Annotated in this window: 11 protein-coding genes; 6 read left to right on the forward strand and 5 right to left on the reverse strand. The window is 38.5% G+C overall.

Annotated features, from left to right (window positions below; translation table 11 throughout):
- Positions 1 to 96 precede the first annotated feature (96 nt).
- Positions 97 to 3,396 carry a TonB-dependent receptor gene (locus tag HQN83_RS16800; protein WP_173091484.1) on the forward strand — a complete coding sequence of 1,100 codons (3,300 nt, stop codon included), beginning with the start codon at positions 97 to 99 and terminating at the stop codon, positions 3,394 to 3,396.
- Between the two features lie 12 nt (positions 3,397 to 3,408).
- The gene (locus tag HQN83_RS16805) at positions 3,409 to 4,233 is read left to right on the forward strand and encodes a hypothetical protein (protein WP_173091486.1); all 825 of its coding nucleotides are present in this window, start codon (positions 3,409 to 3,411) and stop codon (positions 4,231 to 4,233) included.
- 18 nt (positions 4,234 to 4,251) lie between these two features.
- Here the strand turns inward: HQN83_RS16805 and HQN83_RS16810 are convergent, their stop codons facing one another.
- Positions 4,252 to 6,144, reverse strand: a complete 1,893-nt coding sequence (locus HQN83_RS16810; RefSeq protein WP_173091487.1) for a tetratricopeptide repeat-containing sensor histidine kinase — start codon at positions 6,142 to 6,144, stop codon at positions 4,252 to 4,254.
- Between the two features lie 107 nt (positions 6,145 to 6,251).
- A complete protein-coding gene (locus tag HQN83_RS16815; protein ID WP_173091489.1) occupies positions 6,252 to 6,944 on the reverse strand; it encodes a LytR/AlgR family response regulator transcription factor in 693 nt (230 codons plus the stop codon).
- 203 nt (positions 6,945 to 7,147) lie between these two features.
- On the opposite strand from HQN83_RS16815, the gene HQN83_RS16820 reads away from it, so the two are divergent.
- From HQN83_RS16820 to HQN83_RS16830, 3 genes are all read left to right on the forward strand, one after another.
- Positions 7,148 to 7,747: an insulinase family protein gene (locus HQN83_RS16820; protein WP_173091491.1), complete on the forward strand. Its 600-nt coding sequence runs from the start codon at positions 7,148 to 7,150 to the stop codon at positions 7,745 to 7,747.
- Between the two features lie 136 nt (positions 7,748 to 7,883).
- On the forward strand, positions 7,884 to 9,518 hold the full coding sequence (locus HQN83_RS16825; protein WP_173091493.1) for an ABC-F family ATP-binding cassette domain-containing protein: 1,635 nt from the start codon (positions 7,884 to 7,886) through the stop codon (positions 9,516 to 9,518).
- A gap of 63 nt (positions 9,519 to 9,581) precedes the next feature.
- Positions 9,582 to 10,040 carry a hypothetical protein gene (locus tag HQN83_RS16830; RefSeq protein ID WP_173091495.1) on the forward strand — a complete coding sequence of 153 codons (459 nt, stop codon included), beginning with the start codon at positions 9,582 to 9,584 and terminating at the stop codon, positions 10,038 to 10,040.
- Positions 10,041 to 10,045: 5 nt separating this feature from the next.
- Here HQN83_RS16830 and HQN83_RS16835 read toward each other — a convergent pair whose 3' ends face one another.
- From HQN83_RS16835 to HQN83_RS16845, 3 genes are all read right to left on the reverse strand, one after another.
- Complete coding sequence (locus HQN83_RS16835) at positions 10,046 to 11,386, reverse strand: serine hydrolase domain-containing protein (protein WP_173091497.1); 1,341 nt, start codon at positions 11,384 to 11,386, stop codon at positions 10,046 to 10,048.
- 70 nt (positions 11,387 to 11,456) lie between these two features.
- Entirely contained in the window at positions 11,457 to 12,350 is an 894-nt protein-coding gene (locus tag HQN83_RS16840) for an SPL family radical SAM protein (RefSeq protein WP_173091498.1), read from the reverse strand.
- Entirely contained in the window at positions 12,328 to 13,056 is a 729-nt protein-coding gene (locus HQN83_RS16845; protein WP_173091500.1) for a DNA alkylation repair protein, read from the reverse strand. Before HQN83_RS16845 ends, HQN83_RS16840 begins: the two co-directional genes overlap by 23 nt.
- Positions 13,057 to 13,193: 137 nt before the next feature.
- Between HQN83_RS16845 and HQN83_RS16850 the strand changes: the two genes are divergently transcribed.
- Positions 13,194 to 13,976 carry an AraC family transcriptional regulator gene (locus HQN83_RS16850; protein WP_173091502.1) on the forward strand — a complete coding sequence of 261 codons (783 nt, stop codon included), beginning with the start codon at positions 13,194 to 13,196 and terminating at the stop codon, positions 13,974 to 13,976.
- Positions 13,977 to 14,037 lie beyond the last annotated feature (61 nt).

The raw sequence follows: 14,037 nt of genomic DNA on the forward strand, positions 1-14,037 counted from the left end.
CAGGCCCGGATACAATTAAAGTGCTTTTATCAAACAACATTAACATTCAAAAATATGCATAATGTAGGAAAACTACGCCCAACAATTCCATTTATCATGAAATTATCCCTGATTATTGCGGCCCTGCAGCTCACCTTCATAGGTGTCATGCTTGCCAGTGATGTACGGGGCCAAAATCTCGATCAGCTAAAGATTGAGATTAAACTTAACCACGCTTCTGTAGAGGAAGGGCTCATTACACTTTCGCAGAAAAGCGGCATCAGGATTTCCTATGAAGGTGACATGCTCGAAAAGGAAAGAAAAAAGATCACGTTAAACAGCAATAATATTACAGCAGCAGCTGTTTTAAGAAGCATTCTGGAGAAAACCAATCTCAAATATCGGCTCTTTAAAAATTACATTATTATTGACGCAAAGTCGGTTCCGCAACAGCCCGGACGTATTAAGGGCAAAGTAGTGGACGACAGGGGCGAAGTGATGCCCAGCACCAGTATTAAGATTGTAGAAACCGGTCAGACTGTGCAAACTATGGTAGATGGAAAGTATAGTATAAGCCTTAAGTCAGGGACTTACACCATGGAGGTCAGTTATATCTCTTATCAAAAACAACGCATAACCGATGTTGTGGTGAGGTCTGGGGAAAACACGGCGCTGGATATTTCCATGAAACCGGATTCAAAAGGCTTATCCGAGGTAACGATCACATCCAGTTACAAAAAAGCATCGGTAGTGGGTTTATATGCGCAGCAGAAAAACATGTCCAATCTTTCAGATGGAATCTCTGCAGAACAAATCAGTGCAACGCCGGATAAACACGTAGGAGAAACCCTGAAACGGATCACCGGGGTATCTACCAACGAAAATAGGAAAGTAGTTATCCGTGGTATTGCCGAGCGTTATAATGTGTCGTTGCTGAACGGAAGCGCATTGCCGAGTACAGATGTGCAAGAGCGTGACTTCGAATTTAACCTGATCCCAACGAATCTGGTTGACAATATTGTGGTTGCCAAATCCATCACAGCTGACATGCCTTATGGATTTGCCGGTGGTTTGGTTCAGATTACTACTAAATCTGTACCTGAAAGCAATTTTCTTTCCGTAAGTGCAGGTACCTCTTTTAACAGCCGTACCACCGGGAAAGATTTTCTGGGTTATGGTCGCAGCAAGTATGACTACCTGGGTTTTGATGATGGAAGCAGAGATCATTTCCCGAATGGATTGCTGAACCTTGTGGGCAAATTTGACCCAACAAAGGATGAAAGTCAGAACGAAATCAAAGCTACACAGGTAGCTGAGGAGAACAAACGTATAGGAGGAACAGAGCGCTTAGGTGCACGTCTTTTTCAATCAATGCCATCACAAAATTACCAACTGAGTTTGGGCAGAGTGTATTCGCCTAGCAAGACCAAAGAACATAAAATTGGTTTTGTGGGTTCGTTGAGCTATCGCAACACGCAAAGCAATGATTACGTTTCTTCCATGCGCAGGGGAGATTGGTCTCATGAACCTACACGCGGAGATGATCCTACGGATGTAAATACCGGGAATATATATGGGTTTAATACCACCTTAGGATTATTGCTAAATGGTGGTTTTAAAACAGAAAGCCACCAGATCAATACCTATAATTTATATACAAGGATATTCGATAATAGGTTTAGTCGTTATACCGGATGGTCTTTTGAAAATCCAAAAAATGAAACGGACATGAAATATGGGGGTATACTGGAAGATGACAGGCCTAAATTTACAGATTTGCTGCAAAACAAAGTAAGTGGTATCCATCGTTTTAATTCAATAAAGATTGAATGGGGTTTAGCCAGAACTTCTTTGAAATCGGAGGAACGGGATGCAATTTCGGCCTCGATGGGCGCCAGAGAAATCGGAAACAGAGTACTGTACACTTATCAGCCAGGTACCGTAAGCGACCCCGGCCCTGGTGCGCTGCACCGTGATGAATACCTCTACAAGGAAAATAATATTGATGGTGTAATTAGTGCCGCATACGATTTTAAACTCGGCAAAACCAGCCATATCTTTAAAACCGGTGTTAACTATTTAAAAAAACATGCATTTTATGACTGGCAGGTGCTTCCGATAGTAAAAGGGACAAATTCAACGGTTCCGGTAGAACTGATTCCTATTCAGGACTGGGGCAATTATATGAGTATGGAGAATGCGGAAAACAGTTTGTTCTACTTCAAGAAAGATTACACTTCAAATAAATTTGAAGCTAAAAGCATAAATAAAGGCGGATTTGTGATGTTGGATCATAAATTGCTACCAAGCCTTCGGGTGGTTTGGGGTGCCCGGGCCGAATACTTTAAACTGGATACCATAGTTAACTCTGCCAGTTTGCTGAGAGACAAGAATGTTAAGATCTTTTTTGAAGAAAAGAAGGATTGGTATTTTCTGCCTTCGGCAAATATCACTTACTCACCTTTAAAAGACCTGAACCTGCGTGCATCCTATGCCAAGTCGGCCGTTCGTCCGGGGCTGATGGAAAATTCGAGATTCTCGCGTTACAACCCCAACTACGGATCGGTTGTAAGGAGCAATGGGGTTAGCAGTACTCTTATTGATAATTACGATGCCAAGATAGAACTGTTTCCCGGCGCAGGCGAACTTTTGTCGGTGGCCTATTTTTATAAGTATTTTGATAAACCAGCCGAATATTACAGGATAGATAATGAAAATAATGGGCGTGGCTACATAACAATTTCCAATTCCGACTGGGCAAAAGTAAGAGGATGGGAATTTGAGCTTCGTAAAAGTTTAGGTTTTGTGTATGACGGACTTCCTTTTCTAAAGGATGTATACGTTAGTGGTAACCTTACTCTTCAAAAATCAGAGGTAAGGGCACGGGAGATACAGTTTGAAACGACGCCCGCTGGTGTCGATACGGTGTATTATAAATACCTGAAATATCCACGTGCTTTATATGGACAAGTTCCATTGCTATACAATGCAGGAATACAATATGCCGGTAAAAAACTAGGGCTAAACGTTACCTATAACCACGCAGGGTACAAAACATTCATTACAGGGATTGACCCTAGTCTGGTAGAGTATGAAAGACCGCGATCCCAAATGGATGCGCAGATTAGTTATAGATTTCTTAAAGGAAAACTAGAAACCAAATTAAATATGAGCAACCTGCTTGATGCTCCTTTCCGCTATTTCATCAATGATCCAACAACTTACGACCTAAAACCCGGAAATGAGGGTAAAACGAACTTGGAATGGAACGACAAATACGAATATAAATTTGGTTTCTCGGAGAAATTTGAAAAAGGGTATAAGGATAAGGCTACGAACAGGCAGGTTGGCGACCGGCAAACATCCACCCGTTATACAGGCCGTACGTTCAGTCTTTCTTTATCCTATAACTTTTAATTTTTGTAAACCATGATCAAAACATTTAAAATAATTTATCTGGTAGCTATCCTGCCTATATTTTTATTCAGTGCCTGCGAAAAAGACGGGAACCATATAATGCCAAAAATAAAAGCTATTAACAAAGATTTCAACATAAGTGGTTTTGTTATGGGTGATACTGTTGAACAATATTTTGACGGTGTTAAAATGCGTGAGTATTATGGACAAGTTAGGACCGTATATCCTTTGGATCAGCTTGCCTTTGAAAAAGACGAGATCAACATGGAATTGAGAAGAAAAAGCAATGGAGAGACCATCTATCGTCAAACATTTAATATTAATGACAAGCAAAATACCGTTCCTCGTTTTTATTTCGACGGATCGAATTTCAACAAAGGATACACTTACCCAGATTCCCAGGGAGATGAATATACCGTGAATTTTTATTTGGATCCCTCGGGCGGTTCTACTTCTGTAGATATCAACATTGATGTACTCGAATACTATTATGACAGTACCAAGCCCGACCCCATTATAGTGGTAAATACAACTACCATTCCAATCGCCGAAAATGTTAAGCCGGGAGAATGGACGCCTTACCTTAAAGTTCAAATACCGATGGCTCATCAACAACAGGATGGGACGGAGTTATATCCGATTGTAGTGGTCAGGGATTCGAAAACCAAAGACTACTATGTCAATAATAAGAGGGACCAAAGTACGGTTACTATGGAATTACCTTATGATGGTGTTTCTCCAGGTAAGGTACAGAGTATATATCTGAATAAGAAAACAGTCACTGCAAAGATGTTTTATCTGGAGGTGTATGATCTTATTCCCTTATTTCCGCGTTAATTGTAGCTTTAGCAGTTGTCAAGGATTCCTTGACAACTGTTTTTTTGTCAATTCCTCTTCTTTTGATGGAATGGAATATGAGAATATAGCTCCATTTGGTTCTACATTCTGAGCCCAAATCTGTCCACCAAGTTTTTGAATAAAATCCTTACACATGGAAAGGGCTATCCCTGCTCCATGTTGTGTAGAGGAACCGAAGTTACTGGATACTGAAAACAGTTTACCTAGGGTTTGCTCATCCATTCCCTGTCCTTCGTCTGTAACGGATACTGTAATCAAATGATCGTCCTGTGTGCAACTAATTATAATTGTTCCGCCGTCAGGAGAGAATTTAATGGCATTAGATAGTAAATTTCGATTAACGAATTGTAGCATTTCCTTATCTGATACGGCAGTTGCATGCATTGGTATTTGGTTTAACAATGTTATTTTTTTTGCGCTTATTTGTTGCATAACAATATCAGCTGATTCGCTGAAAAGGTCGTGGAGCACCAGTGTTTCAGCTTTGTATTGGTAACCGGAAAGTTGTTGTTTGATCCATTGCAATATGATGTCGAATGACTCCAGCATATCTGAAGCTCGTTTTTCTATATCCCCATAAAAATGTTCCATTTCCTCTTTTGTAAATTCTGGATTGTCCTTCATTAATCCTGCAATACTTATTGTAGAGATAAGTGGTGTCCTGAAATCATGTGCTAGAATAGAGAAGAGCTTGTTTTTGAATTCATCTGCTACCTGTAAAGTCTTGTTTTGTTCCAATATTTGCAAGTTAAGTTTCTCGAGTTCAAGTTCATGCTTACGTGAAACCTGATACAAACGGTAAATGAAAAGGAGTAAAAATAAGCTGACTACACAAATGGAAACCAGCAACCAGATTTTGGTTCTACTATTTTTATTTACGATACTTAAAACAGCATTATCGCCTTGTATGGTATTGTACTTAATGTAATCTCCAACAAATTTTTTCAGATTCTCATTCTCTTCAGCCATTGTGGCCTCCAATAGCTTCTGAACACTGATAATTTTGTCTTTATTTCCCAATAATTCAGTATGGGTTAAAATATCCTGCAACATTGGGATTAAATCCAATACATAACCTTTTTCTTTAGCCAATTGGTAACCACGCCAGGCATAATTTAATGCGCTATCTGGCTGATTTTTATAATATCTGGCGAAGGAATTAAGTATGTAAATTTCCTGATCATCAATCTCATATTTTCGCGCCTCAGCTAAGGCTGCAACGAGTACTTTTAGCGATTCTTTATTGCGGCCTTTTTTAAAAAGAAAATCGGATTCTAACTCATTTACTGCAATTAATACTCGGTGATCATTATATCTGGAAGCAATTTCCCGAGTTTTATCTATATAATACTGACTACTATCATCAGAAAGCCTTGGATTACTCATGCAATAATTGGCATTCACCAGGCTCATAATACTGTCTTTTCTTCCTGTTCGAATAACCTGTCTGAAAAGATTAAGACCTTTTGTAGAATCACCAAGACTTAGATATACATTACCCATGTTCATCATTACTTGACTAACGTTTGCACTATCCTGTTGAACCCTGTAAGCGGCCAATGCATGGGTGTACAATTGAAGAGATTCCTGATACATTCCCCTTATGTAGAGCACAGAAGCGATCACATTATCGGCATCTGCTGTTCCTTTCGCATACTGCAATCTAGTGGCTATCTCTTTAGCCCTGATACCATAATAAAGAGCGCTATCCACATTCCTCATATGATAAAGCATTCCTAAGCGGTTTATGGAATTGATATAATTAATACTGTCCTTAGCTGAAGCCAATTTCTGTTTTTCTGCTTTTATTAAATTGGACTGTCCCTGTATTGGGCCATAACAAAAGAGTAGAACGGGCAAAAGGTAAGGCAATAGTTTTGGTAAGCGCATGGTGAAAATAGGAATAGATTAATCTAATTTAGTTTTTAAATTAAACAAACTCAGTTAAATATAAACCTATTCATTTCATTTATTTAAGTGATTGCGCTTAGATATGGTTATAGAATTTGCATACGTTTATTCAAGAGTGGTCTATAAGTATCAGATACAGGAATCATAGTGTGATTAACGATTAATGTGCCCCCCTCGATAGAATCTATTTTCCCGAGGTTAACAATAAATGACCTGTGCACTTTGAAAAATATATTTTCTGGTAATTTTTGTTCTACAGATTTTAAGGATGAGTGAATAGAATAAGTTGTGTTTGAAAGGAAAATTTTTATATAGTCTCCCTTAGCTTCAAAGTATAAAATATCAGATAATTTAATCCGTTTAATAATATTTGAATCTCGGATAAACACAAATTCATCCGCTTCATTTGCAACTGGCTTTCTAGTTTTGATCAGATCCCGAGCCTTTTGTACTGCTTTCAGAAACCGAACAGAACCTATTGGTTTTGTTAAAAAGTCAACCACGTTTAGATCAAAAGCTTCTATAGCATAATCGATTTGAGAAGTAGTAAAAATAATCATAGGGTTTTTACCCTCCAATAATCTTGCTAGCTCAATTCCACTCATTCGGGGCATCTCAATATCTAAAAAAATGATATCAATATCGTTGTTAAGGATAATCTGATGTGCTTCGGCAGCATTTGTGCATTCACCAACCAAAAATAAGGACGGATCTAAACTTATTAATTTCTTTAAGACGGCTCTAAATACCGCCTGATCATCGACAATTAAGCAATTCATCAGAAATGATTTATTTATTAACCCAATATACAGTAATATTTCTATTCAATAAAGACACTACCGGTGTTAAACATCACTATTAAATTACAACGCTTCAAATCCCCATTTCGGCGAAAGAATTTGCCTTTCTGTCTCCTATTCATTTCGGAGATCATTTTTCTGCGATAGTTTTGATCAATCAATTCACTAAAATATAAGCTATTATGAAAACCATTAAAAATTTTATCATCTTAATTATCTCAGTATTATCTATCCAATTTGCGAGTGCTCAATCTACCTCAATGCAAGATCCCGTTAGTTTTAAACTAAAAAATGGTTTGACTATAATCGTTGCAGAGAATCAGGACAGTAAAAAAATATATGCAGGTTTTACAGCAGATGAAGAATCCGCTGAAAGCAGTAAAGCTGGTGTGCAGGACGTATTTAACGCTATGATGAATTTTAGTGATAAAGGTGGGAATATAGCTGCAAATACTTCCGATTTTGCTGCCACCTTAATGACATTCTCAAAATCAATACAAGAACCTGTCTTAAACCAAGCTTCTTTTGAAACAGCGTTGGCAAAAGTAATTACAAGTGTAAATGCCAGAGATCGTTATTACCCTGAAACAATTACTGAAACATCAGTTAAGACCATAACTTTAAACGATATTAAAGCATTTTATAGCAAGAATATTATTCCTTCAAATACATACCTAACTATTGCGGGCAATATCTCTGCCTCCGATGCTAAAGCTTTAGCAAAGAAATTTTTTGGGGAATGGAACACCCGCTCTGCTTCGGAACTATTAGTTAGCAAATAGTTGAAGTTTAAGGGTTGAGTTATTGACTTGCTGTCCAGAATTCTTTTTGGACAGCTTTTGTTATTTAGAAGTATAGTGGATATATAAATGTAGCAAATTCCACTATCTTTGCTGCTCAATTTAATATCCGCATTTCGTGATTAATGTAAATAATATCTCCGTTTCATTTGGTGGAACTACCTTATTTAGTGATGTAACCTTTTCGATTAACGAAAATGATAAAATAGCCCTGATGGGTAAAAATGGTGCTGGTAAGTCGACTATCTTAAAAATAATTGCCGGTGCTACAAAACCTACTTCCGGTAACGTAACAGGCCCAAAGGATGCTGTAATTGCTTATTTACCACAACATTTGCTTACACAGGATAATGTTACGGTTTTTGAAGAGACGATGAAAGCTTTCGAAGAGGTAAACCAGATGCAAAAAGAGCTTGATGAGCTGAATGAGCAACTCACTATTCGTACCGATTACGAAAGTGATGACTACATGAAGCTGATCGAACGTGTGTCTGAACTGAGCGAGAAATTTTATTCAATTGAAGAGGTCAATTATGATGCTGAGGTAGAGAAAGTGTTAAAAGGCTTAGGTTTTGAACGTAAAGACTTTACTCGACAAACCTCTGAGTTTTCGGGCGGATGGCGTATGCGGATTGAGTTGGCCAAGATTTTATTAAAGAAACCTGATCTGATTTTATTGGATGAGCCGACCAATCACATGGATATTGAAAGTATTCAATGGTTGGAAGATTTTTTAATCAACTCAGCAAAGGCCGTTGTGGTAATTTCGCATGATCGTACTTTTGTAGATAACATTACCAATCGTACAATTGAGGTTACCATGGGCCGAATTTATGATTATAAAGCTAAGTACACTCACTACTTGCAGTTGCGTGCCGACCGTCGTGTACATCAATTAAAAGCCTACGAAGAACAACAACGTTTTATTGCCGATAACCAGGAATTTATAGATCGCTTTAGAGGTACATACTCAAAAACTTTGCAAGTGCAGTCGCGGGTAAAAATGCTTGAAAAACTCGAAGTTATCGAGATTGATGAAGTGGATACTTCGGCATTGCGTTTGAAATTCCCACCTTCACCACGTTCGGGACAATACCCTGTGATGGTAGAAGAGCTGACCAAAAAATATGGCGATCATGTGGTATTCGAAAAAGCATCGATGGTGATTGAGCGGGGAGAAAAAGTGGCTTTTGTAGGTAAAAATGGTGAAGGTAAGTCGACCATGATAAAAGCCATTATGAGCGAGATTGACTTTGAGGGAGGTTTAAAAGTTGGCCACAATGCGAAGATTGGCTACTTTGCTCAAAATCAGGCAGCATTGCTTGATGAGAGCTTAACAGTATTTGAAACTATTGATCAGATTCCATTAAGTGATGGGAGCATAAAAATCAAAGACCTTTTAGGTGCCTTTATGTTTAGCGGTGATGATACCACCAAAAAGGTTAAAGTACTTTCTGGGGGTGAAAAAACCCGTTTAGCGATGATTAAACTGTTGCTAGAACCGGTAAATGTATTGATTTTGGATGAGCCGACCAATCACTTAGACATGAAGACTAAAGACATTATTAAAGAGGCTTTGCAAGATTTTGATGGTACCTTAATTTTGGTATCACACGATCGAGATTTCTTAGATGGACTGGCGCAAAAAGTATTCGAATTTGGTAATAAACGTGTTCGCGAGCACTTTGAAGATATTAAAGGTTTCCTGGCCTACAAGAAAATGAGCAGCTTGAAAGAGATTGAACAAAATTAAGTTTTTTAAGGTGTAGCGTTTTGGCTTTTGGATTCGTTTAAAGAATAAACCAACACTCTAACTATGAAAATCTTGACTTCCACAATTTCAGTATTACTTTTATTTTCTATTGGCTTTTCTTCTTGTAAAAAAGATAAAAAAGTGCAGCTCCAAAATCCTATAAATGGCAATTGGGAGGAAATAGGTTTGGATGGACTGAAGCGATCTGTGAATTTTACCAAAAACAATACCTTTTTTCTAACGATTGCATATAACGATGGAGGTAGCAGCCAATTTATTGGAACGTATCAGATTAAAGGGAATGAATTAACTGCAACTAGTACTGAAACGCTTGAACAGAAACCAGGAAAACCTGTTGAACGAACCTCTACGAATTTTACGCTTTATGAAAAAGCCACCTTTAGTATAGTTGGTGATACTCTTAAGTTGAATTACATTAGCTACCCAGCTGATGCCCCAGTTAATACAACTGTAAAATTTCGCAGATTGACCACAATTGATGAAGGTGGGTTGACACGATAAGATAACTATGGTTTCATCTCCTTTTTAAACAGAAAGGTTTGTCCTCCTTGCTTCAGTACAAGATCAGTATTTACAGGGTTAAATTCCAATACAATGCCATCCGGTTCAAACTTAAACTTGTTTTGTTCGAAAGCGTCTAATGGCAAAGCACCCTGTCCTGTTGCCTGTGCGATCAAAGTGGTTCCATTACTAGTAATGTCCAATTTCAAAGGGAGTTGTGCACTACTATACACTCCCACATAATTATCAAGTTGTGTGGGAGTCAGGCTCAACGATTTAAATGAGGGGATCTCATAAGGGCCGTTACTAAGAATATGCAACATCGCAATGTTAATGTCATTTATGGGGTAACTCACTCCATTCATACAAATGGCCACCATCAGCCCCTGTTTTTCAAAGTTTTCTAATACACAGTGTGAACCGTATGTATCACCAGCATGGCCGTAGCCTACCATTGAGTAAAAAGGAATAACCATAAAACCCATTGCCAGGTCATCCTTCGGCCCGGCAGTTTTCATTTGCTGCAAATTTTTAGCACTTATCAACTTTCCTTCAGTTAAAGCCTTTATAAATTTAAGGAGATCAGTTGGGGTCGATAGGATATCTCCAACCCCGATAACATTGGTAAAATAGATATCTTTAATCTCGGACCAGGGAGATGCGAAACGATATGGTATGGCCTCATGCAAACCAGTTTTATTGACTACGCCCGAAATGGTATTTTTTAACCCTGCTTTTTTAAATATCTTTTCCTCGGCAACCTTAGCATAAGGTTTTTTATAAAGCTTTTCTACGATATAACTTAAAAGCAGATAACCTGAATTGCTATAACGCTTTTCTGCACCTGGAGCAAAAAGTGGTTTGATTCCAGAAATTGAATCCAGCAGTGTTTTTTTTGTTCTTGGATTTGTAATCCACATCAGATCACCAGAAGCATAGACATAATCACCCAGGCCACTATTATGTGCAAGTAAATTGCCTATGGTGATCAGTTTTGAATTGGGTACTTCAGGAAAGAAATGTGCCAACTTTGTGTCGAGCGACAATTTTCTTTGATCAATCAGTTGATAAATAAGTGTTGCTGTAAAAACCTTGCTGATTGACCCTATACGGTATCTGGTTTCTGGCGTTGCAGCAATCCTTTTGTCTCCTTCAATTAAGCTGTATCCTATGGTTTTCTGGTAGACAATTTTACCACCTTTTGAAACAGCAAAACTGCCCATCCCTTTGTTGTTGACATTTAAAGTATTAAAGAAGCTATCTAACTTCGCTGTGTTAATATCTTGAGCAGATAGATTACCTATAAAAAGAAAAACAAGTAGTAAAGAGGCATTAATTTTATTCATAAATAAACGGCAGATCTTATCCTCAAATCTAACTATTTGTTTTGCTTTATTATCTACTTTATCAATAGTTTTATGGTGTTAGGAGACTATTACGGAGCTGGTATTTTTGACACAAGGCCTCCATCTTTTTTGCGAAAGCCAGTCGATAATACAATGGCATCTGCGAGCCGTTTGCGAAAAATTTGCGATATTTTTCAAGCAAATGTGGATAGTGCTTTTCTACGGCTCTTAGTACAAGTGTTTTGCTATCTGAAGGTTCGGAACCATACAATGTCAGGGTTGCTGGGAATATATAATCTATATGGGTTTTCTCAAATAGCTGAAACATATTCTCAAGCTGTACCGCGGTATCCGTTATGAATGGTAACAAAGGCATTAAACTTACACCTGTGCTGAGCCCTGCTTGAATAGCTGCCTTTAAAGTCTCCAGACGCATTGAGGGCGGTGTGGCGCCAGGTTCAAAAATGTGAGCAACTGAATCCTCTACAGTTGAAAAAGAGAATGTAAGGAAGGCTTTATGAGATAGTTTAGCACGAAGATCATCCGGGAGTATTGCTTCATTTTCAATGGCTTGAAGAAGATCAAAATCTCGGGCAATTAAATCCGATTTAGTAATCATATGTACCGGAAAACGATAATGTAGAATCACTTCCAGAAGACTCCGGGTAAGCTGTTGTGTCTTCTCGATTTGAAGATAGGGGTCTGTAGCTGAGGACAACACGATGATGCCATATTGTTTTTTACGAGCGCGGATCGATAGCTGCCTGTCCAGTAGTTCAACAGCATTACTTTTGATGCTTAACCTCTCTTCCATATTGACCCCATATTTACTCCCCCTGATATAACAGTACAAGCAGTTAAAGGAACAGCCACTATAGGGATTTATCGTGTAATCGTCCAGAAACCAGGGATCACGCCGTTTTGTTTTGTTGAGTATTGATTTAGCTATGATTGTTCGTGTCATTTTTTTTGCTGCGGCCAAGGCCTATTCTAACTTTAGTCTTGAACCATTGTTTTGTTTCAGACGATGCAATATTTGAGTGATAACGATCGATAATATCTGGGTGAAATCTGGCAACAGTTTTGGCACCCCATCCAATCCCTTTTTTTGTATGAAAATCCGTTGTGCCTGCCAAGGACAAAAGTATGTCGAATACTGGCGCTACAAAAACCGTAGCCAGGCCTTTTTTAACTGCGTAATGCGTAGCAACACCAACCGCCCTGACAATCCATTTGTCTTCGTGAATGGCGAGCTGCCGTAGTAAGGGGATGGCCTTGTCTGGTGTGCTGAGTAAGGCATAGCCAAGTACCCGCTCTCCAATTATATCACATACATACCATTCATCACCGAATTGGATATAGTCACAGGCTTTACTAATCGATTGCTGAAAACCCTGAGACAAACGCTGCTGCAGTATGATTCCGGCTAATACCTGACTACCAATCTCCTTCAATTCGATTATCTGGTCCGTAATACTGATTTGTTCTGCATAAGGGATTGTCGAAGCTATTTCCTTAGCGGCATACTCTAACAAAGGAAATCTAACTTTCTTTTTGAGGAGGGTGTGATGCAGGACGGTTATGAAAGCATTAGCTCCCTTCTGGTTCAAAACTGACTTTGCTTCAAGTAAGATTTGCTTTACAGTTGCTTTACTATTGATCGTTTCCATTTGGGGCTGATTAATTGAGATAAAGATAAAGATTATTGAGATTCACTACCAGGTGTTACTGCGGCAACTGTAGTTATCTTATTCAAGGTTTGATTACAAGTGAAGAGAAACCTAACTTAGGCGGATATTTATAAAGTATGCGTTTGCAACTGTATGATGTTATCCCAAAACTGCAGCCTTACATAAAGCTGATATGCACTATGGACTGTGATGAGGCAGCAGATACCCATCATATTCGTGTACTACCTGATATTTGCGTTGAACTTTTTGTGAACTACACCAGCTCACCTGTGGCGATCATTGGCAACGAGTTGCATAAACGAAGTATCATTACTTTTCGCATGAGTCGCCCCATGGATGTGCAGATGCGAAAGGGGGCAGGTTGCTTAGCTATTTGTTTTTATCCCGGTATGGCATATAGTTTCTTTCAAGTCCCGATGCATACGCTAACGGATACTACTATAGCCCTTTCAGATGTATGGAGTGGAGTGTCGGCAGAGATAGAGGATAAACTAGCAGGGATTTGCAATAATGATGAACGTGTAAACTTAGTGCAAAAATATTTGCTACAACAATTGATCTCCGATAAAAAGGACTTGCAGATAGCGTATTGCCTGAATCAGGCACAACTCTCAGGTGGTTTAGTATCTTTAAGTAAGCTTACAAATGATATTGGCCTTAGTCAACGTCATCTTTCGAGAAAGTTTCAGCAGAGTGTAGGTTTATCCACAAAAGAATATCTGTCCGTTTGTAGGTTCATTCATTCATTGAACCATTTGAAAAAATACCCCACCCTTTCACTTACCGAAGTTGCCTACGAAAGTGGTTATTATGATCAGGCACATTTTAATCGTGACTATAAAACTTATACAGGTCATTCACCTGGCGAGGTGGTACATGCACCGCACATTTTGTATTAATGTCCGTTTTGTACAATTTGGAATACTTGAAATCTTGCAGTTTTGTAGAATTAAAATATTA

It is taken from the genome of Pedobacter foliorum (genome assembly GCF_013266735.1).
Lineage (GTDB): Bacteria > Bacteroidota > Bacteroidia > Sphingobacteriales > Sphingobacteriaceae > Pedobacter > Pedobacter foliorum.